Below are 23123 nucleotides of genomic sequence, written 5' to 3' on the forward strand. Positions count from 1 at the left end.
CGCAATTTTACCCGCGCCGCCCTGACGCACCGCCGCCTTTTTGTTCCGTATCACGGCCACGGGCGTGACGGCCCGGTCACAACAGCTCGATTTCGGGTAGCGACGCGACGCTGGTCGCACGCATGGTGCGCACGAAATCGACGAGATAGGGGCGCCGCGAGAAGGCCGGCAGCGTGGCGGCATACAGCTCGCCCGACAGCGTGGCGCCGCTTGCGCGCAGCACCGGCCGCGAGGTGACGTAATGCTTGTCGAGATAGGTGGCGACGGCCCACAGCGGCAGCGCGGCCACGCCGCGCCGGCTCGCCACCAGTTGCAGGATCGCCACGGTCAGTTCCGAGGTGCGCCGCTTCGGCTCGATGCCGGCCGGGCGCAGCACCTGGCGGACGATGTCGAGCATGTCGTCGGGCACCGGGTAGGTGATCAGCGTCTCGTCGCGGAAATCGTCGGCAACGAGCGCGGCGCGCCTGGCGAGCGCGTGGTCGTTGCCGACCAGGCCGACGATCTGGAAGCGGAACAGCGGGTGGAATTCGACGCCGTCCTCGGGCTCGGTCTCGGCGACGATCGCGAGATCGGCGCGGTCCTGGTGCAGCAGGCCGACCGGATCGGCATGGAAACCGGAAACGATATCCAACTCCACCTCCGGCCAGCGCTGCCGGAATGCATCCATGGCCGGCATCAGCCAGTCGAAGCAGGTATGGCACTCCACCGCGATGCGCAGCGCGCCGCCCGTGCCCTGCGCGAGCCGCGCGAGATCGCGCTCGGCCTCGTCGACTACCGGCACCAACTGGTCGGCCAGCGCGAGCAGCCGCTTGCCGGCCGCCGTGAACGCGAGCGGCGAGGACTTGCGCACGAATAGCGGCAGCCCGTAGTGGGTCTCGAGCGCCTTCAACTGATGCGAGAGCGCCGACTGCGTGACGCAGAGCACCTGAGCCGCGCGCGACAGGTTGCCGGTATCGCGCAGCGCCGTGAGGGTCTGCAGATGGCGCAGCTCAAGCGGCGAGCGATTCATGGCGGCGTTCAGTAGCAGCGTGAACCTGAATATTTTTCATGTTCAACTCAAGAAAATTTCGTTTGAGTAATGATAAGCGAGATCCGATACTGCAGCCCATATCGACTGCAGCCCATATCTGGAGGACACCAATGAGCCGGGCGCATGTATTGGGATTCCCTCGTATCGGCGCGCAGCGTGAGGCGGCGCACGCGCTGGAGCACTATTGGCGAGATGGCCGGTCGGCGCACGGCCTGCGCGTGCTCGCCGAAACCGGACGCGCGGTGCGTGCGGAGAACTGGCGGATGCAGCGCGCCGCGGGCCTCGATCTGGTGACGGCCGGCGACTTCGCATGGGGCGATCACGTGCTGACCACGCTCGCGCATCTGGGCGGGCTGCCGCGCCGCTTCGGCGCCGATCCCGAGCGGCTGACGCTCGACGCGCTGTTCGACGCGCTGCGCGGCACCGGCTCGCGGCCGGCGATGGAAACCGCGGCCTGGTTCGATACGAACTATCGTTACGTGGTGCCGGAATTCGGTCCCGATACCGCGTTCGGGCCCGGTGTCGGCTGGCTGTTCGACGAGGTGGCGGAGGCGCAGGCGCTCGGCCATTCGGTCAAGGTCGCGCTGGTGGGGCCGCTCACGCTGCTCTGGCTCGGCCGTTCGCGCGGCGGGCTCGGCAACCGGCTGGCGCTGCTGCCCGCGCTGCTGGCCGCGTACCGCGCGCTGCTCGCGCGGCTGGCCGCGCAGCACGTCGAATGGGTGCAGATCGACGAGCCGGTGCTTGCGCTCGAACTGCCCGAGGCGTGGCTCGATGCGCTGCAGCCGGCCTGCGCGGCGCTGGCCGACGGCGCGCCGAAGCTGCTGCTGACCACCGGCTTCGGCGACGTCTCGGCGCTGGCCGCGCGCCTGAAGGCGCTGCCGGTGGCGGGCCTGCACCTCGACCTGGCGCGCGCCGACGCGCAGCTCGACGCCTTCCTCGCCGGCTGGCCGGCCGACAAGGTGCTCTCGTGCGGCGTCGTCGACGGCCGCAACGTCTGGCGCAACGATCTCGACCGTTCGCATGCGCGCCTCGCGGCGGCCCGCGCCGCGCTCGGCGACCGGCTGTGGGTGGCCACCAGCTGCTCGCTGCTGCACGTGCCGGTCGATTTGCGCGCCGAGACGAAGCTCGACGAGGAGCTGAAATCATGGCTCGCGTTTGCGGCCCAGAAGGCGCGCGAGGTGGCGCTGCTGCGCGACGCGCTGGTGCGGGGCCGTGAGGCGGTGGCCGGCGCGCTCGACGAGGCGCGCCGTGCCGCCGAGGCGCGCGCCGCGTCGCCGCGCGTGCGCAACGTGCTGGTCGAGCGGCGCGTCGCGGCGCTCGGCGAAGCCGACCTGCGCCGCGGCTCGCCCTATGCGGTGCGCGCGGCCCGCCAGCAGGCGCGCTTCGCGCTGCCGCCGCTGCCGACCACCACGATCGGCTCGTTTCCATGCACGGACGGCCTGCGCGACACGCGCGAGGCGTTTCGGCGCGGCGCGCTCGATCACCTCGGCTATCTGGAGGCGATGCGCGAGCAGATCCGCTACGCGATCGACAAGCAGCTCCATTACGGGCTCGACGTCCTGGTGCACGGCGAGGCGGAGCGCGACGACATGGTGGAGTTCTTCGCCGGGCAGCTGTGGGGCTGCGCGGTGACGGAGGCGGGCTGGGTGCAGCGCGGCCCTGCCGCGTGCGTGAAGCCGCCGATCGTCTATGGCGACGTCTACCTGCCCGAGCCGATGACGGTCGGCTGGACGCAGTACGCGCAGAGCTTGACCGACAAGCCGGTGAAGGGCCTGCTGACCGGGCCCATGACGCTGCTGCAGCGTTCGTTCGTGCGTGACGACCTGCCGCGCGAGACGGTCGCGCTGCAGCTTGCGCTGGCGCTGCGCCAGGAAACGATCGAGCTGGAGAAGGCCGGCATCGGCATGATCCAGATCGACGAGCCGGCGCTGCGCGACGGCCTGCCGCTCGCGGCTGCCGGGCGCGCGGCGTTCCTCGACCTGGCGGTGCGCGCGTTCCGGGTGGCCTCGTCGGGGGTCGCGGACGACACGCAGATCCACACCCATATCTGCGATGCCTCGCTCGACGACGTGCTGCCGGCGATCGCCGCGCTCGATGCCGACGTGATCTCGATCGAGACCACGCATTCGAACGGCACGCTGCTCGACACCGGCTATCCGAATGCGATCGGCCCGGGCGTCTACGACATCCATTCGCCGCGCGTGCCCGACGAGGACGAGATCGCGGCACGGCTCGCGGCCGCGCTCGAACGGGTGCCGGCCACGCGCCTGTGGGTCAATCCGGACTGCGGGCTGCGCGAACGCGAATGGGCGCAGGTGGACGCGGCGCTGCACGCGCTGGTCGGCGCGGCACGACGCCTGCGCGAGCAGGTGGCCGCGTTCGGTTGAGCACGCGGCGTCCCGCGTGCCGCCGCCATGAAAAAACGGCCGGCGCCGCTCAAGCGGCGCCGGCCGTCTGGTCGACGCGGCCCGGCCGGGTCGGCTGGGCAGCCGCCGTGCTTACGCCAGTGCCTTGCCGACGATCTCGCGAACGTCGCGCGACTTCGCGCTGGCCGCGACGCGTTCGAGCGCGGCGCGCATCGGCTCGCGCAGTGCCGGCGTGAAGCGCCGCCAGTTTTCGAGCGAACGCGACAGCCGCGCGGCCACCTGCGGGTTGATGGCGTCGAGCGCCAGCACCTGGTCGGCCCAGAACGCGTAGCCCGAGCCGTCGGCGGCATGGAACTGCGCCGGATTCGCGGCGCAGAAGCTGAAGATCAGCGAGCGCGCGCGGTTCGGATTCTTCAGGTTGAAGGCCGGGTGCGAGAGCAGTTCGCGCACCGTGTCGAGCGTCGGACGGGCGGCCGTGCCGCGCCGCGTGGCCTGCATCGAGAACCACTTGTCGATCACCAGCGCCTCCTTCTCGAAGCGCGTGTAGAAATCGGCGAGCGCCTTGCGCGCCGGTGCCTCGGCCGCTTGCGAGGCGACCGAGGCCGAGAGCAGCGCGCCGAGCGCGGCGGCGCGGTCGGTCATGTTGTCGGCCACGTCGTACTGGGCGGTGGCGAGGCGCACGGCTTCGTCGGGCGCGTCGAGCTCGGTGAGGTAGGCGAGCGCGAGATTCTTCAGCGCGCGGCGGCCGGCGTCTTCCGGCGTCGGCGCGTAGGCGCCCGGCGTGCGGTGCCGTTCGTGGATCGCGAGCCAGTCGGCGCGCAGCGCGGCGGCCAGCCGGCCCCGCACGAACTGGCGCGCGCGGTGGACCGCGGCCGGGTTCGCCTCGCGCATCTGGTCGGCCAGATAGGCCTCGGACGGCAGCGTCAAGGCCAGTTCGCGGAATGCCGGCGACAGCGAGTCGTCCACCAGCACGCGGTGGAACGCATCGACGAACGCGTCGTCGAGCGTCAGCTCGCCGCCCGCGGCGGCCGTGTCGGCGAGCGTGAGCAGCGCGCGCGTGGCGAGCCGCTGGCCTGCCTCCCAGCGGTTGAACGGATCGCTGTCGTGCGCGAGCAGGAACGCGAGCTGATCATCGCGATAGTCGTAGTCGACGATCACCGGCGCCGAGAAATTGCGCAGCAGCGAGGGCAGCGGCTCGGCCGCGACGTCGACGAAGTTGTAGCTTGCCTGCGTCTCGGTCAGTTCGAGCACGCGCGTGGTGGCGCCAGCCTCGGCCTCGCCGTCCAGGCGCAACGGCAGATCCCGGCCGTCGGGGCCGATCAGGCCGATCGCGAACGGGATCAGCAGCGGGCCCTTCTGGGTCTCGCGGGCGGCCGGCGACCCCTCGCCGTAAGCCTGGCTCAGGGTGACCGTGTAGCGTTTCGCGGCCGCGTCGTAGGCAGTCTTCACGGCCACCCGCGGCGTGCCGGCCTGGCTGTACCAACGCTCGAACTGCGCGAGGTCGCGGCCGTTGGCGTCGGCCATCGCGTGGCGGAAATCGTCGCAGGTCACGGCCTGGCCGTCGTGGCGCTTGAAGTAGAGGTCCATGCCGCGCCGGAAGCCGTCGCGGCCCAGCAGCGTCTGGTACATCCGCACGACTTCCGAGCCCTTCTCGTAGACGGTCATCGTATAGAAGTTGTTGATCTCGACGTAGCTCTCGGGGCGCACCGGGTGCGCCATCGGGCCGGCGTCCTCGGCGAACTGGAGCTGGCGCAGCACGCGCACGTCCTCGATGCGCTTGACGGCGCGCGCGCCCGCGTCGTCTTCCTCGCCGGCGGCCATGTCGGCCGAGAACTCCTGGTCGCGAAACACCGTCAGACCTTCCTTCAGGCTCAGCTGGAACCAGTCCCGGCAGGTCACGCGGTTGCCGGTCCAGTTGTGGAAATACTCGTGGCCGACCACCGCCTCGATGTTCGAGAAATCGATGTCGGTGGCCGTTTCCGGGTTCGCCAGCACGTACTTCGTGTTGAAGATGTTGAGCCCCTTGTTCTCCATCGCGCCCATGTTGAAGTCGCTCACGGCGACGATCATGAAGCGGTCCAGGTCGAGCTCGAGGCCGAAGCGTTTTTCATCCCAACGGATCGAGTGGATCAGCGAATCCATCGCGTGACGCGTCTTGTCGAGGTCGGCCGGCTCGACCCAGACCTGCAGCAGCTTGCTCGCGCCGGAACCGGTGGTGATGGTCTCCTCGAGCGCGACGAGCTTGCCCGCGACCAGCGCGAACAGGTAGCTCGGCTTGCGGAACGGATCCTCCCACTTCGCGAAGTGGCGGCCGTCGGGCAGCGGGCCCGAATCGACCAGGTTGCCGTTCGACAGCAGCACCGGGTAGGCCTCGCGCTCGGCGCGCAGCGTGACCGTGTAGGTCGACATCACGTCGGGCCGGTCGAGGAAGTAGGTGATGCGGCGAAAGCCTTCCGCCTCGCACTGTGTAAAGAAGTTGCCGCCCGACACGTAGAGGCCGGACAGCGTGGTGTTGGCGGCCGGCGAGCAGGCGCTGTCGATCACGAGCTCGAACGCGTCCGGCACGTTCTCGACGCTCAGGCCGTGCTCGTGGGCGCGCACCGCCGCGGCCGGCTGGCCGTCGATTTGCGCCGCGATGAATTCGAGCGACTCGCCGAGCAGTTCGAGGTGCGGCGCGGGCGCGGCGTCGGGGTTGCGGCGCAGGCGCATGGTGTTGCGCACGACCGTGCGCTCGGGCATCAGGTCGAATTCGAGGGCGACGCTGTCGATGAGGAACGCTGGCGGCGTATAGTCGGCGCGGCGGATCACGGCGGAATGGGCGGCGGTATCGGACATGTCGGTCAGTCGGTGATGAGTTCGTGAGCCGCTCGTGACAAGCGGCTGGCGTCATTGTACAAAGGCTTGGCCGGTCGCGCGGACCGAACTTTCGGGCCTGCCGGCGGTCTGCCCTGTGGTTGCCGGCGGCGGCGCGCGGCGTATGATCGCGAGGCGGGCCACTCCCGGGCAACGCCCCTGGCATACGCAAAGGGAATCGAGGAAGAGGATCGGAATGAAAGCGAATCGAACGTTTTGTGCCGCCGTCTGGCTCGCGGCGGCCTGCGCCGCGCTGCTGTCGGGGTGCGCGAGCTACGTAAACACCCAGGTCACGGCATTTTCCGATTGGAGCGGCAGCGACGCGACGCGCACCTATGCGTTCACGCGCACGCCCGGCGAGCAGAACAGCCTGGAACAGGCGACCTACGAGCAGATCGTCGCGAACGAGCTGTCCAACTTGTCGTTTCGCCGTGTGCCGCAGGCCGATGCGCGTTATCTGGTGAAGCTGACCTATGGCGTCAAGAGCGATCTGGTGTCGGTGCCGCAGCCCGTTTATTACGATCCGTGGTTCGGCCCGGGGCCGTTCTGGCGCGGTGGCCCGTGGGGGCCGTTCGGGCCGTGGGGCGGGCCGTTCCCGGCCGGCTACGTGAACCAGACCTATCAGGTCTACCAGCGCTCGTTGAACCTGCGCATCACCGAGCGGGCGACCGGGCGCGAGGTCTATAACGTCAGCGCGCGCAACACCGGCGGCGGCGATTCGCTCGTCGCGGCGATGCCGTACCTGGTGCGCTCGGCGCTCGCCGACTTCCCGCTCGGCAACGGCGAGATGCGGGTCGTGCGGCTGCCGGTGACACGCGGCGGCGAGTTCGCGCCGCCCGCGTCGAATGAGCGCGCGGTGCCGGCGGCACCGGCTTCCGCCACACCGGCCCCGGCGGGCGCGAACTAGGCCCGGGCGCGAACGGCCGGCCCGGCGTCCGTCCGGGCCGGCGCGGCGGCGGCAACCCATGAGAAAGGCCCGGTGCGAGGGATCGCAGCGGGCCTTTCTCATGTCCGGACGCGGCTGCGCCGTTGCCGGCGCCGTTGCGCCGCGGCTCAGGCGGCCGCGGCCTCGCCGCGCCGATGCACGCAGCGGCCGGCCGACCAGGTGCTGTGGACCGCGCGGTCGTCGCCAAGCATCGCGAACGCGAACAGCAGTTCCTCCAGCGAGGCGGCGCGCGCGGTGCGGCGCGCGAGCAGCGGCGTGGCGCGCGGGTCGAGCACCACGAAGTCGGCCTCGGCGCGCGGCGCGAGGGTGCCGACCTGCGCGTCGAGCGCGAGCGCGCGCGCGGCGCCCGCCGTGGCGAGCCAGAACATCCGCGTCGCGCTGAGGTGATGGCCTGACAGCCGCGCGATCTTGTGCGCCTCGTTCATGGTCTGCAGCATCGAGAACGAGGTGCCGCCGCCGACATCGGTGGCGAGCGACAACTGCACGCGCTGCGCGGTGGCGCGGTCGAAATCGAACAGGCCGCTGCCCAGGAACAAGTTCGAGGTCGGGCAATGCGCGATCACCGTGCCGGTCTCGGCGATCCGGCGCCGGTCCTCGTCGTCGAGGTGGATGCAGTGGCCGTAGACGGCACGCGGGCGCAGCAGGCCGTGGCGATCGTAGATGTCGAGATAGCTGCGGTGTCCGGGGAACAGCTCGGCGGCCCACTTCACCTCGTCGACGTTCTCGGCCACGTGGCTCTGCACGAACACGTCGGGATGACGGCGCGCGAGCGCGGCGCAGGCCTCGAGCTGGGCCGGCGTCGAGGTCGGCGCGAAGCGCGGCGTGAGCGCGTACATCTGCCGGCCGCGGCCGTGCCAGCGCTCGATCAGCGCGGCGCTGTCGTCGTGGCCCGACTGCGCCGTGTCGCGCAGGAACTCGGGGCAGTTGCGGTCCATCAGCACCTTGCCCGCGGCCATCCGCAGGTTCTTCGCCTCGCTCGCCTCGAACAGCGCCTCGGCCGACTGCCGGTGGACCGTGCAGTAGACGAGCGCGGTGGTGGTGCCGCTCGCCAGCAGCGTGTCGATGAAGAACGAGGCCACCTCGCGCGCATGCTCGGGGTCCGCGAAGCGCCGCTCGGTCGGGAACGTGTAGGTGTCGAGCCACGGCAGCAGGCCCGGCGCCGGCGAGGCGATCATGTCGGTCTGCGGATAGTGGACGTGCGCGTCGATGAAGCCGGGCACGATCAGCTTGTCGCCGAGCGTGGTGACCTGCGCATCGGGCGCGAGGCGGCCGGCCAGCGCCGCGTGGGCGCCGGCCGCGACCACCCGGCCCGCCGCATCGACGATCAGCAGGCCGTCCTCCTCGAAGACGGCGGCCTCGTCGGTGTGCGCGGGGTCGCCGCGAAACGTCAGCAGCCGGGCGCGAAACGCGGATTGGGTCATGGGCGAAACTCCTGCGACAGATGAACGGGGCGCACCGGCGGCCTCAAAGCTGCGCGAGCAGCACGCCCGAAAGCGCGGCGACGATCCACATCGCCGGCTTGATTTCGCGGCGGCGCCCGGTGAACAGCTTCAGCACCACGAACGCGAGGAAGCCGTAGGCGATGCCGTCGGTGATCGAGTAGGTGAGCGGGATCAGCACCATCGCGATGAAGGCGGGGATCGCCTCGTCGAAGCGGTGCCATTCGATCTTCGTGATCGACTCCATCATGAACACGCCCACCAGGATTAGCGCGGGCGCGGTGGCGATCGCGGGCACCAGCGAGAGCAGCGGCGAGAGCACGAGGAACGGCAGGAAGCAGAGCCCGGCCACCACCGCCACGAGGCCGGTGCGCCCGCCCGCCGAGATGCCGGCGGCCGACTCGATGTAGGCGTTCGCGGGGCTCGTGCCGAGCGGCGCCGAGACCAACGCCGAGAACGCGTCCACCATCATCGACTGGCGAATGTTGCGCGGATTGCCGTCGCGATCGACCAGGTTGCCGGCCTCCGAGATCGCCATGAAGGTGGACAGCGCGTCGAAGAAGGCGGTGAACAGCATCACGAAGATGAACGGCCAGTAGGCCACCTTGAGCGCGCCGAGCAGGTCGAGCTGGCCGATTCCGGAGAAGTCGGGCACCGCCACCAGGCCGTTCCAGTTCACCAGCGTCCGGGTGGCGATCGCGGCGGGCCAGTAGGCGCTGCCGTCGCCCCAGATCCGGCCGATCGGCACCGCCAGCAGCGTGGTGGCGACGATGCCGATCATCAGCGCGCCCGTCACGCGGCGCACCACCAGCACGGTGGTGATCGCGAGCCCGGCGAGGAACGTCACGATCACCGGGTTCAGCGACGCCGCATGCACGACGGTCACCGGATCGCCCACCACGAACTTCGCGTTGACGAGCCCGATCAGGCAGATGAAGAGGCCGATGCCGCACGACACGGCGTGCCGCAGGTTGGGCGGGATCGCGTCCACCACCAGCTTGCGCGCGTTGAACGCGGCCAGCACGGCGAAGATCACGCCGGCCCAGAACACGCAGCCGAGCGCGGTCTGCCACGGCATCCTGCCGCCGTGGACCATCACGAACGCGAACAACGCGTTCATGCCCATGCCCGGCGCGACCAGCACCGGATTGCGTGCGTACAGGCCCATCGCGCAACTGCCGAGGAAGCTGACGATCACGGTGGCGGTCAGCGCCGACGCGAACGGCACGCCTGCCTGAGACAGGATGCCGGGATTGACGACGATGATGTACATCGCCGTCAGGAACGTCGTGACGCCCGCGACGATTTCCGTGCGCAGCCGCGAGCCGGACTCGCGGATGCCGAAGAATCGGTCGAGCCACGAACTCGTGGCCGGGGCCTTGCTGCCGTTGTACGTGTCCATCGGGAAAGCTCTCCTCAGTCTCTGTTATGGGGACGACGGTGCGTCCGCGCGATGCCGCGCGGAGCGGATGCACCGGCTTCCTCGGCAGGACGCGGGCGTCATGCCGGATGCCAGTGCGAATCGAGTTGCGCGATCCGCGCGGCGCGTTCGGACGCGTCGATGAACGAAGCTTCGAAGCCGTTGCGGATCACGCTGTAGACCTCGCGTTCGTCGAGGCCGAGCGCCGCGACGGTGGCGAAGTAGTTGTCGTTGACGTAGCCGCCGAAGTAGGCCGGATCGTCGGAATTGATGGTGACGGCCACGCCGCTGTCGAGCAGCTGCTTCAGCGTGTGCTGGGCCATGTCGTCGAACACGCGCAGCTTCAGGTTCGACAGCGGGCAGACCGTCAAGGCGATGCGCGAGTCGGCGAGCCGCGCGATCAGCTCGGCGTCCTCGATGCTGCGCACGCCGTGATCGACGCGATCCACCTTGAGCAGGTCGAGCGCCTCGATGACATAGGCGGGCGGCCCCTCCTCGCCGGCGTGCGCGACCAGCTTCAGGCCGCGTTCGCGAGCCTTGGCGAACACGCGCGCGAACTTCGAGGGCGGGTGGCCGCGCTCGGACGAATCGAGGCCGACGCCGATCAGCCGGTGCGAGTACCGCTCGAACAGCGGCAGCGCGGCTTCGTAGGTGGCGAGCGCGTCCTCCTCGGAGAGGTGGCGCAGGAAGCAGAGGATCAGCCGGCTCGACAGGCCGCGCCGTTCGGCGTCGGCGAGCGCGCGGTCGATGCCGGCCACCACCGTCTCGATCGACACGCCGCGCTCGGTATGGGTCTGCGGATCGAAGAAGATCTCGGCATGGACCACGTTGTCGGCCAGCGCCCGCTCGACGTAGGCGGCCGTCATGTCGTAGAAGTCCTGCTCGTGCAGCAGCACGCTCGCGCCGGCGTAGTAGATATCGAGGAACGATTGCAGGTCGGTGAACGCATAGGCCGCGCGCAGCGCCTCGATCGAGTCGTAGGCGAGCTTCACGCCGTTGCGCTTGGCGAGCTGGAAGATCAGTTCCGGCTCCAGCGAGCCTTCGATGTGGATGTGCAGCTCGGCTTTCGGGGCGAGCGCGATCTTGTTGCGGAAGTCAGGGGTCATGGTTGGGTGTCGGTCGGTCAGATTTGAGGGGAGGCCGCTGCGCCTTCCGCCCGGGCCGGGGCGGCGTGCGAGTCGACCACCTGCAGCAGTTGCGCGGCCACCGAGATCGCGATCGTCTCGGGGGCCTTGTCGAGGATGCCTTCCACGCCGATCGGGCAGCGCATCCGCGCGGTCTGCGCGGGATCGATGCCGCTCGCGGCGAGGCGCTGATCGAACTGGAGGCGCTTGGTGCGCGAGCCGATCATGCCGAAGTAGGCATAGTCGCCGCGGCGCAGGATGTGCTGGGCCAGCACGAAGTCGAACGCGTGATCGTGCGTCATCACCACGAAGTAGGTGTGCGGCGCCGCTTCGGCGACGGCGAGTTCGGGCGCGTCGCGCGCCTCCACCGTCAGGTTGCCGATGCCGGCGAGCGCCTCGGCGGGCGGGAACGGCGCGTCGCGCCCGTCGATCCAGCGCACCCGGCATGGCAGCGTCGCGAGCACGCGCGTGAGCGCGGCCGCGGCGTGGCTCGCGCCGAACAGCATCACCGCGAAGCTGTGCGGCGCGATCGTCTCGGTCATCAGCGAGACGTCGCCGGTGGACCACAGCAGGCAGTCGGCGCGCGTCACGTCGGCCTCGGGCTCGCTCAGCATCACCGGATCGGCCGCCGGGCCGAACGACACGCTGCGCACGGTGGCGTTGCCGGCGGCCACGCGCTTGGCGAGCGAGGTGATCCAGCCGAGATCGGCGATGTCGAGCCGCTCGAAGCCGAGCGTCACGGCGCCGCCACAGCACTGGCCGAGGCTGGGGCCGAGCGCCATGCGTTCGAGCCGGCGCGCGTGCGACACGTGCGAGCCGTCCTTCAGCAACTGCCTTGCGATCTCGATCGCCTTCCATTCGAGATGGCCGCCGCCGATCGTGTGGCGGGCGGTGTCGCGCGTGACGAGCATCTTGGTGCCGGCCTCGCGCGGCACCGAGCCTTCGGCGCGCGCGACCGTCACGAGCACGGCCGCTTCGCCGTGTGCGATCAGTTGCTGGGCATCGGTGAGCCAGGTTTGCATGGGTTCGCCTCCGCGCTCAGTACGCCGCGGCCGCGTGGGCGGCGGGCGGCAGGCAGAGTGAGCGGGCGCGCGGCACGCGGGCCGGCGCTGCCCGCGCGCCGCGGCGCGCGCGCGGTGCGGCAAGTCGAGGCGCGGTGCGCACGACGGACATGGCGCCACGGGGGCGGATACGGATGGTTTGCGTTGTCATGGTTCAACCAACAGGACATTGCGGATCGGGCGCGCGTTACGCAGGGCCAACCGGCCCGTCGCGCACGTAGATCGCCATCCGTTTTTCAAGATAGCACCGTCAATTTCCGGAAATATTTATCCGGACTGATGCGGGCTATTCGGTGGCGATCATGTCGATCGTAGTACGACGCGCGCGAAAGCGTCGGCGACGGCGCGGGCCGAGCCGCCGGACGGGCCCTGGCGGCGGTGCGGTAAGCCGGCTGCCGCGCGGCGCGCCGGGGCTCGGGGGTGGCTGCCGCGCGAGACCGCGGCGGCGCGCGGCGGAGGAAGGACGGGCGGCGGGGCGCGCAGGCGATGCGGCGCCAGGCGCGCCCCGCCGCGCGGCGGAAAGCCTGCCGCGGTCGGGCTCAGATCGGGCGGCGCTTGCGCAGCAGGCTCGCGCCGACCAGCACGGCGATCAGCACGAAACCGATCAGCGCCCAGCCCGGCAGCAGGATGCCGAGGATCGGCGGATAGACGGTCTCGCAGAGGCCGCCGACCTTGAACACGCTCGGTAGCCACTGCGCGGGCGGCAGGCTGTCGACGATCGGCTGCAGGGCGTCGAACCCGCAGCTGAAGCCCGGGTGCAGCTGGACCTGCAGGTGGCGCGCGGCGGCGGCGGCGCCGCCGAGCGCCGAGATCACGATCAGCAGTTCGATCACGGCCAGGCTGCGGCGGCTGCGCAGGCCGGTGCCGAGAAACGCGAAGATCGCGATCAGCGCGAAGAAATAGCGCTGGATGATGCAGAGCGGGCACGGGTCCTCGCCCTTCGCGAGCTGCAGGTACATGGCCCCGGCCAGCAGGCCGACGCAGACGACGCCGAGCAGCGTCAGGAGGCGGCGCTCGTGGCGCGGCGACAGCGAGAAGTCGTTCATCGGTGGTCGGTCCCGAAAATGGAGTCGTCGGATTTTAGCGCGAACCCGGCGGCGACTTCGCGCACGTCGGCCAACCGGGCCGGCGCTCGCCGGGTGGCAGGCGCCGCGCCGTGCGGCGGATGGCCGGCAACTGCCGCGCGCCGCGGGCCGGTCAGCGGCTCGTCGCGAGCACCGCCTCGATCGACTGGCCGATGGCGAGCAGCGTGTCGTCGCGATGGGGCGCGGCCGCGATCATCAGGCCGACCGGTGCGCCGTCGCGCTGATGGCATGGTACCGACAGCGCGCAGGCGTCGAGGAAGTTGAACGCGCTCGGATTGCGCAGGATCAGCGCGTTGGTGCGCGCGAACGCGTCGTCGTCGCGTTCGAGTTCGGCCAGGCGCGGCGGCACCACCGGCACGGTCGGCGCGAGCACCGCGTCCACGCTCGGCCAGAGCGTGCGCTCGGCCTCGTCGAGCATGGCCGCGCGGGCGGCGAGCAGATCGAGATAATCGGCAGCCGTGGCGGGCTGGCCCTTCATGATGCGCGCCAGCACGCGCGGATCGTAGGTGTCGCGGCGGCGCTCGAGCAAGGGCCGGTGCCAGGCGTAGGCCTCGATCGGCGAGAAGCCGAAGCGGTTGATATCGTCGAGCCGCTCGAGCGGGGCGAAGCGCAGGTCGGACAGGATTGCGCCGGCCGCCGCCAGACGTTCGAGCGCGGCGCTGAACGCCGCCGTCACCTCGGCGTCCATGCCGTCCGTCACATAGTGATCGAGCACGCCGAGCCGCACGCCTTCGAGCGGCCGCATGGCCGGCACGCGCGGCGCGAGCCCGGCCAGAATCCGGTCCACCAGCGCGCAGCAGGCCACCGACACGCCGATCGGGCCGAACGAGTCGAGCGTCGACGATAGCGGTACGCCGCCGTCCTTCGGCACCCGGCTCGCAGTCGGCTTGAAGCCGGTCAGCCCGCACAGCGCGGCCGGAATCCGCAGCGAGCCGCCGGTGTCGGTGCCGAGTGCGGCGGCCGCCATGCCGTCGGCCACCGAAACGGCGGCACCCGACGATGAGCCGCCGGCCACGCGCGCGTCGCCCGCCACCGCGCGCCGGTAAGGCGAGCGCGGCGTGCCGTAGTGCGGGTTCAGGCCGAGCCCGGAGAACGCGAATTCGCTCATGTTGGTGCGCCCGACCAGCACCGCGCCGGCCCGGCGCAGCCGTGCCACCGCCGGCGCGTCGGCCGCCGCCGGCGGCGCGTCGGCGAGCGCGCGCGAGCCGGCCCGCGTGACCTGGCCGGCGATGTCGAACAGGTCCTTGACCGACACCGGGATGCCGGCCAGCGGCGACAGCACCGTGCCGGCCGCGCGCAGGCGGTCGTGCGCGTCGGCCGTCGCGCGGGCCGCGTCGGCGTCGACGGCGGTGAACGCGACCGCACCCTGGCCGTCGGGCGCCGCGATGCGGTCGAGCGCGGCGTCGACGAGCGCGCGGCTGGTCGTGCGGCCGGCCGCGAGATCGGCGGCCAGCGTGGCGAGCGGGGGGAAGGGGGCGAAAGCGGTCATGGCGGCGTCGGGGCGAGAGCAGGCGAAGGGTGGGGCGTCGGCTGGCGTCGCGTGGCTTGCGCGGCGTGCCGGCTCGCAGGCTGTCGATGGTAGGGGGATCGATCGCGGGCGTCCAGCCCGCGCTCCGGCCCGCTTCGCGCGGGCGGGAGGAGGTTCCGCCGGCCGTTGCAACAATGTTGCGGAATGTGAGCCGGTTTGCCGCTGATCCTTTACTGACGGATAATGAATCTTCGTCGAACATTCGCGTGACAGACGCGCCAGCCATCGTCATGAGCGAAAAAAAGCCTCCTGCCCCGTCTTCCGGCGCTCATCCGGATTCCACCACGGCCACCGACATGGTCGATTCGATTGCGGCCTCCACGCCTGCGCCCGAGCCGCCGCCGCTGTCTCCGGCCGTGTTCGCTGCGCAGGTTCCGGCAGCGCAGGACGTGGCCGTCGAACCGGCCTTCGTACCCGCCGACCCGCTCGCAGCCACCTTGCCCGAAACGTCCGCCGCAGCGGCGTCGGGCGGCGCCGTCCAGCCGGCCGCCGATATCGCCGGGATTGCCGCCGTGGCGGGCGCGGCCGCTGCGGTATCGGCCGCTGCCGGCCAGGCCCGCGCCGGCTCGCCGCCGCCGGGTTTCGGCGCCGCTCCCGATTTCGAAACCACCCGCCCGCCGCCTGCCTCGGCGCAGCCGGCCCCGCCCGCCTACCTGAAGCGCAGCGACACGCCGTGGTCGGTGTTCGGCCGCATCGTCGCCGCGCGCGCGCGGCGGCTGTTCGACCGCGCCGGCCAGCGGATCACGCAGCGCACGCTGCGCATCGGCGTCTCGGCCCGGATCTTCCATCCCGAGCCCGGCGCGAGCGGCCTGCGCGGCAAGACCCTGCAGTACCTCGAGGAATCGATCGCGCACTGGGTGATGTCGCGCGACGTGCTCGTGTTCATGATCCCGACCGTCGGCCACCAGGGCATGCTGCACCCGAGCAACATCCGGCTGCGCGATTACGCCAAGCACCTGGACGGGCTGCTGCTGCAGGGCGGGGCCGACGTCTCGCCGCAGACCTACGCGGTGTCGGACGCGCGCCCCGAATGGCCGGGAGACCGCGTGCGCGACATGTACGAGCTCGAGCTGCTGCACGAGTTCGTCGAGTCCGGCAAACCGGTGCTCGGCGTCTGCCGCGGCTGCCAGCTGATCAACGTGGCGTTCGGCGGGTCGCTCTACCAGGACATCGCCACCGACGTGCCGACGGCCGGCGTCCATGTCAGCGAGCATTACGACCAGCACCGTCACGCGATTCGCTTTCCCGACAACTCGACGCTCGCGAACATGTTCCCGGGCCGCCGCGAGGCGATCGTCAACTCGATTCACCACCAGGCGATCCGCGATCTCGGCCGCGACCTGAACATCGAGGCCGTGTCGGCCGAGGACGGCATCATCGAGAGCATTCGCTATCGCCGCGCGCCGTTCGTGGTGGGCGTGCAGTGGCATCCGGAGTTTCATCGCGCGGGCGGCGCCGAGCTGCTCGACTGCACGCCGTTGCTCGACACTTTCCTGCGCGCCGCGCGCGAGACGCGGCTGTAACGGCGTAGCGCGTGGCGGCATGCCGCCTTGCCGGGTTCCACTGCGGCAATCTGCCGGCCGACCCGCATTCGCGGGCGGCCGGCACGCGATTTGGGCGATAATCGCGCGTTCTCTCTCGTCATTTAGGAGCTTCAGCTTGAGCACGCGCAGCAGAATTGCCCGCTTCATCGGACAGGCGCTGCCGGGCGCCGCGCTGGCCGCGTTCGCGATCTGCGGCGTCCATGCGCCGGCCGCCGAAGCCGGCGTGACGGCCGGCGCCGCCCCCGCTGGGGCCACCGTGCCGCCGGCGCCGCCCCGGCCCGCGGCCGATCGCCCGGCCGCCGCCGATATGGCGCCGCTGCCCGATTCCGTGCCGCCCGTGGCCGGCACGCGTCCCGACGTCACCACGCTGACGCCCGGCGAGGGCGCCGGCCCGGGCGGGACCTCGCCGCTTGCCGCCGACGACGCGCAGGGCAGCGTGGCCGAGCTGATGGGGATGCTGCGTGATCACCAGCTGACGGAGCTGCGCACGACCTACAACGGCAGCTACGGCGCGAGCCTGTTGTTCTATCCACGAGAAATGACCTATTACGTCGCGCTGTTCCAGGACAAGCACTTCTGGCGCGTGGTCAAGTCTCAGGAGCGCCCGCGCGCGGAGATGATCTACCAGAACTTCGTCGACCAGACGGTCCAGCTGTCCGACATCGAGCTGCGACGTACCGAGCTGGCCGCCCAGAAGCAGTTTCTCGAACGCGTGATCGGCCTGTCCGAGGATCGGGCGAAGCGCCTGCGCGCCGATCTCGAGATCGCCCGCGAGCAGCAGGCGCAGATCGAGGCGCGGCAGCGGGCGGCGCAGGATCAGGCCCGGGCGCTCGCGGTCGAGCAGCGCGCTGCGGCGGCCCAACTGCACGAACTGCAGCGTCGCGTGCAGCGGCTGCAGCAAGAGAACGGGCTCGGGCCGGACGCGCCGTGACGCAGCGGTGAGGCTGACGATCCGGTTTCACACGCGCCACGAGCCACCTGTTTCGTAAGCATTACGAAAGCTTTACCGCGCCCCTCATCACTTCCCCGCATACTCCACTGCGGCGTTTTGCGCGACACTGCGGTACAGTCGCGGGATGCCGGCCGGCCGCGCGGCGACGCCCGCCGCGCGGCGCGGTGCCGGTCCGCTACCGCATTCGGCCGCCGTGCCAGCTTCGGTCGCATCGCGACGGCGCACGGCCCACGCTCTATCGAGATCAATCATGTCAACTGCGACTCACACGCACGCCACTCAGGAATCCAAGGCCCGCTCCGTATTCCGCGTGGTCAGCGGCAACTTCCTGGAAATGTACGATTTCATGGTCTACGGCTATTACGCCTCGGCGATCGCCAAGACCTACTTTCCGAACGGCGACGCGTTCGCCTCGCTGATGCTGTCGCTGTCGGTGTTCGGCGCCGGCTTCCTGGTGCGCCCGATCGGCGCGATCGTGCTCGGCGCGTACATCGACCACCACGGCCGCCGCAAGGGGCTGATCCTCACGCTGAGCCTGATGGCGCTCGGCACGCTGGCGGTCGCGACCGTGCCCGGCTACGCGACCATCGGCGTGGTCGCGCCGATCATCGTGCTGCTCGGGCGGCTGTTGCAGGGCTTTTCGGCCGGGGTCGAGCTGGGCGGCGTGTCGGTCTACCTGTCGGAGATCGCGACGAAGGGCAACAAGGGCTTCTATACGTCGTGGCAGTCGGGCAGCCAGCAGGTGGCGGTGGTGTTCGCGGCGCTGGTGGGAGTGCTGCTGCACAGCGCGCTGCCGGTCGAGCAGATGACGGCCTGGGGCTGGCGCGTGCCGTTCCTGATCGGCTGCCTGATCGTGCCGTTCCTGTTCCTGATCCGCCGCTCGCTGAGGGAAACCGACGAGTTTCTCGCCAAGCGCCACCGTCCGAGCATGGGCGAGATCATGCGGTCGATGGTGCAGAACTGGGGCGTCGTGCTGGCCGGGATGGGCATGGTGATCATGACCACCGTGTCGTTCTACATGATCACGGCCTACACGCCGACCTTCGGCAAGGAAGAACTGCACTTGTCGGCTGTCGACGCGCTCGTCGTGACGGTCTGCGTCGGCCTGTCGAACCTGTTCTGGCTGCCGCTGTCGGGCAGCGTGTCGGACCGCATCGGCCGCCGGCCGGTGCTGATCACCTTCACCGTGCTGACGCTGCTGACCGCCTATCCGGCCGTGCAGTGGCTGGTGGCCGAGCCGTCGTTCGCGCGCCTGCTGACCGTGGAGCTGTGGCTGTCGTTCCTGTACGGCTCGTACAACGGCGCGATGGTGGTCGCGCTGACCGAGGTGATGCCGGCCGACGTGCGCACCGCCGGCTTCTCGCTCGCCTACAGTCTCGCCACGACGATCGGCGGCTTCACGCCGGCGATCTCGACGCTGCTGATCCACGAGACCCACAACAAGGCGGCGCCTGGGCTCTGGCTCGGCGTGGCGGCGATCTGCGGGCTGATCGCGACGCTGGTGCTGTACCGCACGCCGGAGGCGCGCCGGCAGTACAAGGGGGTCTGAGGGCGCCGCGGTGTGCCGTGAGGGCATGTGGAACAGGGGGCGCCGCAGCGCTCCCTTTTCGTTTCGAGACGGGCGGCGAGGTTGCCCGTCGCGCGCGTGCAGGGGAAGGCCTGACCCGATCGCGCGAGTCGAGCGGCTGCCTGGGGCTGGCGGTGCGTTCTGGCCGGAACCAGCCGGCCGGAACTAGGCGGCCGCAACGCGCCGGGCCACGGCCGCGACCACCGCATCCCAAGCGCCGGGCGCCGGCTGGCGGAACAGCTCGGCGCGCGGGTACCAGGGGCTGTCGCTGCCCGTGAACCAGCGCCAGTCGGCGGCGAACGCGAGCATCAGCCAGAGCGGCTTGCCGAGCGCGCCGGCCAGATGCGCGACGGCGGTGTCGATCGACACCACGCCGTCGAGCCGGTCGATCAGCGCCGCGGTGGACGCGAACTCGTCGAGACCGTCCACGGTGTGGATGCGTGCGCGCTGCGGATGCGCACCGAGCGCGGCGCGATCGGCTTCCGACAGGTTCGGCTGCAGCACGATCCAATCGATGCCGGCGGTAGCGAACAGCGGCGCGAGCGCGGCGAGCGGCACCGCGCGATTCTCCTGCACCTGCTGCCGGCCCGACCAGACGATGCCGAGCTTGCGCTTGGATTGGCCGCCGAGCGAGCCGCGAAAGCGTCGCCGCGCAGCGTCCGGCACGGCCAGATAGGGGGTGCGCGAGGGGATTTCGCCGAAACCGATGCCGAGCGCGTAGGGCAGGCTCAGCAGCGCGCAGCCGAGATCGGCATCCTGCCGCGCGCGGGCCGACGCGCCGGCCGCGACCACCGACACGCGCCAGCTCTTCGCGAGCGGTGCCATGAGCGAGAGCAACTCCGGCTGCACTTCGAACACGAGCCGTGCGCAGCGCGCGCGCGCGAGCGGCACGAAGCGCGCGAACTGCAGCGTATCGCCGAAGCCCTGCTCGGCGTGCACGAACAGCGTGCGTGACGCGATCGGCTCGCCGCGCCATACCGGCAGGCCGCCCGCGTCGGGCGCGCCGGGCAGCGCGTGCCGCGCCTCGTAGTCGGGCAGGCCGCGCGCGAAATCGCCGAGTGTGAGCAGCGTGACCGCGCGGTGCATGCGCGCCAGCGTATGGTCGGGCGCCAGCCGCAGCGCCTGGTCGAACGCGCGCAGCGCCAGTTCGTGCGCGCCTAGCGCATGGTGCGCGGTGCCGAGGTTCAGCCAGCCGGGCACGAGCGACGGGTCGAGGCCGATCGCGCGCTCGTAGCGCGCGCGCGCCTCGGCGTGGCGGCCCAGCGCGGCGAGCGCGTTGCCGAGCCCGAGCAGCGCGACCGGCAAGGCCGGATGCAGCGCCAGCGCCCGCTCGAACGCGTGGATGGCTTCGGCGTGGCGGCCCACCGCGTCGAGCGTGTTGCCGAGGTTGAAGTGGGCGGCCACGAAGCGCGGCTCGGCGGCGAGCGCGGCGCGGAAATGATCGATCGCCTCGTCGACGCGGCCGAGCGCCGAGAGCGCCATGCCGAGATTGTTGTGCGCGCCGGCGTGGCCCGGGCGCAGTTCGAGCGCGCGACGGAACGCGGCGAGCGCGTCGTCATGCCGGCCGAGCGCGTTCAACGCGTTGCCGAGGTTGTTGTGGATCGATGCGTCGCCGGGCGTGAGCCGCAGCGCGCGCTCGAACGCGGCCGCGGCGTCCTCGTGGCGCGCCTGCGCCGCGTAGGCGTTGCCGAGGTTGTAGTGCGCGAGCGGGAAATCGGGCGCGAGCGAGAGCGCGTTGCGGAACCGCACGATCGCGTCGTCGAGCCGGCCGAGCGCCTTCAGCGTGTTGCCGAGATTGAGCTGCAGCGCGGCGTCGTTCGGGCGCAACTCGACGGCGCGGCCGACCAGCTCGGCCGCCTCGTGGTTGTGCCCTTGCTGATGGCGCAGCACGCCGAACAGATGCAGCGCGTCGGCATCGGCGGGGTTGGCCGCGAGCGCGGCGCGGTAGTCGCGCTCGGCATCGGCGAGGCGTCCCGCGCGGTGCGCCGCGAACGCGCGATCGAAAACGGTTTCCATGACGCAAGACTGACGGTAAAGCGGCATTTTCCCATAACCGCGGCGCCGGTCCGGCCGTCTACGGGTCGGCCGTTCGTCATATGGTCCGGACGCAGCGGCCGGCGTAGACTGAAAGCCGTTGTGTCTCGTGGAGGTCGCCATGCTCGCCGTTCCTCTCGATCTCGCGCCGGTGCTGGTGGTCGGCGCCGGGCCGACCGGGCTTGCTGCTGCACTGTCGCTCGCGCGTGCCCAGGTTCCCGTGCGGATCATCGATGCCGCGCCGCGGCCGGGCCGCTTTTCACGCGCGATCGGCATTCAGGCGCGCACGCTCGAGCTGTTCGAGCAGCATCGCATCGTCGAGCCGTTTCTCGCGCTTGGGCATCGCGCGCGCCTCGCTCACCTGCATTCGGGCGGACGGCGAATCGCCGCGCTCGATTTCGATCCGCTGCAGACGCGCTATCCATATCTGCTGCTGCTCGACCAGACCGATACGGAGCGGATCCTCACCGAGCAGCTGGCCGAGCGGGGCGTCATGATCGAACGTTCCGTCACGCTCACGCACTGCCGCCAGGAGGGTGATACGACGCGCGTTTCGCTGCGCCACGGCGATGGGCGCGAGGAGCCGGTCGAGCCGCCCTACCTGATCGCCGCCGACGGCGCGCACAGCACGGTGCGTCACCAGCTCGGCGCCGGCTTTGTCGGGCAGGCGTTCGAACAGACCTTCCTGCTGGCCGATTTCTGCGCCGCGCCGGACTGGCCCGACGACGAGATCCACCTGTTCGCCACGCACGACGGACTCGCCGCGATGCTGCCGCTCGGCGCCGGCCGCTATCGGCTCGTGGCGGACCGGCCGCCCGGCAGCGGCAAGCGCAACGCCGGTGAAGCCGCGGCGCCAGGCGCGGGCGCGGCCCCCCATGCCGTTGCCGCGCCCACGCTCGAGACCTGCCGCGAGATCGTGCGCACCCGCGTCGACGCGGAACTCGCAATCGACGAGCTCGCCTGGTCCTCGTATTTCCATCTGAGCAACCGCATGGTCGAGCAGTTGCGCCTCGGCCGCGTGCTGTTCGCGGGCGACGCGGCCCATGTCCACAGCCCGGCCGGCGCGCAGGGAATGAACACGGGCATTCAGGAGGCGTTCAATCTCGGCTGGAAGCTCGCGCGCGTGCTGAAGGCCGGCGCGCCCGCGCGTCTGCTCGACAGCTATCACGTCGAGCGCCACCCGATCGAGCGCGACGTGCTGCGCCAGACGAACTTCATCACGCAGGTCGTCGAGGCCGATCGCGGCCCGCTGAAGCTGCTGCGCGAGCATCTGGTGCCGGTGCTCGCCTCACTCGGGCCGGTGCGCGACGCGCTGCGCCGCTCGGTCAGCGAGCTCGCGGTGCAGTACCGCAAGAGTCCGTTGACGCTCGAACGCGTGCTCGACGGCGGCCCGCGCGCCGGCGAGCGCGCGCCCGACGCGCTGCTGCGCGTCCATGACGGGCCGCTCGGGCAAGCGCCCGGCGTCGCGCGCCTGTTCGATCTGCATGATCCCGCGCATTTCACGCTATTGACGATCGAGGCGCCCGGGCAGGCGGCCGAGGGCGACCGGGATGCCCGTGAACTGGCGGCCGCGCTCGACCGCCTGATGCCGGGCGCGATCCGGCACTGGCGCGTGACGGATGCCGACGAGCCGGGCGCGCCGCCGCTTGGCGACGCCTATGGCCATACGCGGCCGAGCTTCTATCTGTTGCGTCCGGATGGGTATATCGCCGCGCGCGGGCGTCCCGGGTCCGACGCGAACGCGCTGCTGCGGCATTGCGAGGCGTGGTTCGCGACCGTGAACCGGCATGCCTGACGGCGTTTGCGACGGCGCGAGGGCGGTATGGACATGCGGGCGCCGGCGAGAGTGCCGGCAGTGGGCCGCTGCCGGCGGCCGCTTCGCCGGCAGCCCGTGGTCCAGGTAGGCGCTCCTCAGTGGGCTGGCGAGGCCATCGGCTCGAGTGCCGTGCGGTGCGTGAGCAGCGCCTCGCGTACGACCGGCAGCAGGGCGTGGCCCGCCGGGTCGTCGCCGTCGAGCGCCGCGAGCAGCGTGCGGCGCATGCGCGGTTCCCAGAAGCGCCGGATGTGGTCGGCGATGCCGTTTACCGCTTCGTCGTGGTCCGGCATCGATCCGAAGAACGTGCCGATCTGATTCGCCATCGTGATCAGGTGATCGACTTTCATCGTGTCCTCGT

16 protein-coding genes are annotated in these 23123 nt (G+C 70.9%); 6 read left to right on the forward strand and 10 right to left on the reverse strand.

Going from position 1 to position 23123, the window contains the following annotated elements; translation table 11 throughout:
* Positions 1-76: 76 nt before the first annotated feature.
* On the reverse strand, positions 77-1009 hold the full coding sequence (locus tag KS03_RS21330) for a LysR family transcriptional regulator (protein ID WP_012734913.1): 933 nt from the start codon (positions 1007-1009) through the stop codon (positions 77-79).
* 131 nt (positions 1010-1140) lie between these two features.
* On the opposite strand from KS03_RS21330, the gene metE reads away from it, so the two are divergent.
* Complete coding sequence (gene metE, locus KS03_RS21335; protein ID WP_012734914.1) at positions 1141-3417, forward strand: 5-methyltetrahydropteroyltriglutamate--homocysteine S-methyltransferase; 2277 nt, start codon at positions 1141-1143, stop codon at positions 3415-3417.
* Positions 3418-3528: 111 nt separating this feature from the next.
* On the opposite strand, the gene pepN is transcribed toward metE, so the two are convergent.
* A complete protein-coding gene (gene pepN, locus KS03_RS21340; RefSeq protein WP_012734915.1) occupies positions 3529-6231 on the reverse strand; it encodes an aminopeptidase N in 2703 nt (900 codons plus the stop codon).
* Between the two features lie 214 nt (positions 6232-6445).
* On the opposite strand from pepN, the gene KS03_RS21345 reads away from it, so the two are divergent.
* Positions 6446-7156, forward strand: coding sequence for a DUF4136 domain-containing protein (locus tag KS03_RS21345; protein WP_012734916.1), 711 nt, complete (start codon positions 6446-6448; stop codon positions 7154-7156).
* 146 nt (positions 7157-7302) lie between these two features.
* On the opposite strand, the gene guaD is transcribed toward KS03_RS21345, so the two are convergent.
* The 6 genes from guaD to KS03_RS21375 form a co-directional block, all read right to left on the reverse strand.
* Positions 7303-8616: a guanine deaminase gene (gene guaD / locus KS03_RS21350; RefSeq protein WP_012734917.1), complete on the reverse strand. Its 1314-nt coding sequence runs from the start codon at positions 8614-8616 to the stop codon at positions 7303-7305.
* 43 nt (positions 8617-8659) lie between these two features.
* Entirely contained in the window at positions 8660-10036 is a 1377-nt protein-coding gene (locus KS03_RS21355; protein WP_012734918.1) for an NCS2 family permease, read from the reverse strand.
* Between the two features lie 98 nt (positions 10037-10134).
* Complete coding sequence (locus KS03_RS21360) at positions 10135-11160, reverse strand: adenosine deaminase (RefSeq protein WP_012734919.1); 1026 nt, start codon at positions 11158-11160, stop codon at positions 10135-10137.
* Positions 11161-11177: 17 nt separating this feature from the next.
* Positions 11178-12200, reverse strand: coding sequence for a xanthine dehydrogenase accessory protein XdhC (gene xdhC / locus KS03_RS21365; protein ID WP_012734920.1), 1023 nt, complete (start codon positions 12198-12200; stop codon positions 11178-11180).
* Positions 12201-12778: 578 nt separating this feature from the next.
* On the reverse strand, positions 12779-13285 hold the full coding sequence (locus KS03_RS21370; protein WP_012734921.1) for a disulfide bond formation protein B: 507 nt from the start codon (positions 13283-13285) through the stop codon (positions 12779-12781).
* A gap of 151 nt (positions 13286-13436) precedes the next feature.
* Positions 13437-14813, reverse strand: coding sequence for an amidase (locus KS03_RS21375; RefSeq protein WP_012734922.1), 1377 nt, complete (start codon positions 14811-14813; stop codon positions 13437-13439).
* Between the two features lie 269 nt (positions 14814-15082).
* Between KS03_RS21375 and KS03_RS21380 the strand changes: the two genes are divergently transcribed.
* The 3 genes from KS03_RS21380 (at position 15083) to tcuC (ending at position 18897) form a co-directional block, all read left to right on the forward strand.
* Entirely contained in the window at positions 15083-16375 is a 1293-nt protein-coding gene (locus KS03_RS21380; protein WP_012734923.1) for a gamma-glutamyl-gamma-aminobutyrate hydrolase family protein, read from the forward strand.
* A 136-nt stretch (positions 16376-16511) separates the two neighbouring features.
* Positions 16512-17327, forward strand: a complete 816-nt coding sequence (locus KS03_RS21385; RefSeq protein ID WP_012734924.1) for a DUF2968 domain-containing protein — start codon at positions 16512-16514, stop codon at positions 17325-17327.
* A gap of 271 nt (positions 17328-17598) precedes the next feature.
* The gene (gene tcuC / locus KS03_RS21390) at positions 17599-18897 is read left to right on the forward strand and encodes an MFS transporter (RefSeq protein WP_012734925.1); all 1299 of its coding nucleotides are present in this window, start codon (positions 17599-17601) and stop codon (positions 18895-18897) included.
* 183 nt (positions 18898-19080) lie between these two features.
* On the opposite strand, the gene KS03_RS33260 is transcribed toward tcuC, so the two are convergent.
* A complete protein-coding gene (locus KS03_RS33260; RefSeq protein WP_012734926.1) occupies positions 19081-20931 on the reverse strand; it encodes a tetratricopeptide repeat protein in 1851 nt (616 codons plus the stop codon).
* Positions 20932-21070: 139 nt separating this feature from the next.
* Here KS03_RS33260 and KS03_RS21400 point away from each other — a divergent pair, with 139 nt between their 5' ends.
* A complete protein-coding gene (locus tag KS03_RS21400; protein WP_012734927.1) occupies positions 21071-22744 on the forward strand; it encodes an FAD-dependent monooxygenase in 1674 nt (557 codons plus the stop codon).
* Between the two features lie 116 nt (positions 22745-22860).
* Here KS03_RS21400 and KS03_RS21405 read toward each other — a convergent pair whose 3' ends face one another.
* Positions 22861-23112: a formate dehydrogenase subunit delta gene (locus KS03_RS21405; RefSeq protein ID WP_012734928.1), complete on the reverse strand. Its 252-nt coding sequence runs from the start codon at positions 23110-23112 to the stop codon at positions 22861-22863.
* Positions 23113-23123 lie beyond the last annotated feature (11 nt).

Origin of the sequence: Burkholderia glumae LMG 2196 = ATCC 33617 (assembly GCF_000960995.1) — a bacterium.
Classification (GTDB): Bacteria; Pseudomonadota; Gammaproteobacteria; order Burkholderiales; family Burkholderiaceae; genus Burkholderia; species Burkholderia glumae.

Bases quoted from the DNA above. Each gene is read 5' to 3' on its own strand.
- tcuC (WP_012734925.1), top strand. From the start codon at position 17,599: ATGTCAACTGCGACTCACACGCACGCCACTCAGGAATCCAAGGCCCGC.
- KS03_RS21370 (WP_012734921.1), bottom strand. From the start codon at position 13,285: ATGAACGACTTCTCGCTGTCGCCGCGCCACGAGCGCCGCCTCCTGACG.
- KS03_RS21405 (WP_012734928.1), bottom strand. From the start codon at position 23,112: ATGAAAGTCGATCACCTGATCACGATGGCGAATCAGATCGGCACGTTC.
- KS03_RS21400 (WP_012734927.1), top strand. From the start codon at position 21,071: ATGCTCGCCGTTCCTCTCGATCTCGCGCCGGTGCTGGTGGTCGGCGCC.
- KS03_RS21360 (WP_012734919.1), bottom strand. From the start codon at position 11,160: ATGACCCCTGACTTCCGCAACAAGATCGCGCTCGCCCCGAAAGCCGAG.
- KS03_RS21380 (WP_012734923.1), top strand. From the start codon at position 15,083: ATGAGCGAAAAAAAGCCTCCTGCCCCGTCTTCCGGCGCTCATCCGGAT.
- KS03_RS21330 (WP_012734913.1), bottom strand. From the start codon at position 1,009: ATGAATCGCTCGCCGCTTGAGCTGCGCCATCTGCAGACCCTCACGGCG.
- KS03_RS21355 (WP_012734918.1), bottom strand. From the start codon at position 10,036: ATGGACACGTACAACGGCAGCAAGGCCCCGGCCACGAGTTCGTGGCTC.
- KS03_RS33260 (WP_012734926.1), bottom strand. From the start codon at position 20,931: ATGGAAACCGTTTTCGATCGCGCGTTCGCGGCGCACCGCGCGGGACGC.
- guaD (WP_012734917.1), bottom strand. From the start codon at position 8,616: ATGACCCAATCCGCGTTTCGCGCCCGGCTGCTGACGTTTCGCGGCGAC.
- pepN (WP_012734915.1), bottom strand. From the start codon at position 6,231: ATGTCCGATACCGCCGCCCATTCCGCCGTGATCCGCCGCGCCGACTAT.
- KS03_RS21375 (WP_012734922.1), bottom strand. From the start codon at position 14,813: ATGACCGCTTTCGCCCCCTTCCCCCCGCTCGCCACGCTGGCCGCCGAT.
- KS03_RS21345 (WP_012734916.1), top strand. From the start codon at position 6,446: ATGAAAGCGAATCGAACGTTTTGTGCCGCCGTCTGGCTCGCGGCGGCC.
- metE (WP_012734914.1), top strand. From the start codon at position 1,141: ATGAGCCGGGCGCATGTATTGGGATTCCCTCGTATCGGCGCGCAGCGT.
- xdhC (WP_012734920.1), bottom strand. From the start codon at position 12,200: ATGCAAACCTGGCTCACCGATGCCCAGCAACTGATCGCACACGGCGAA.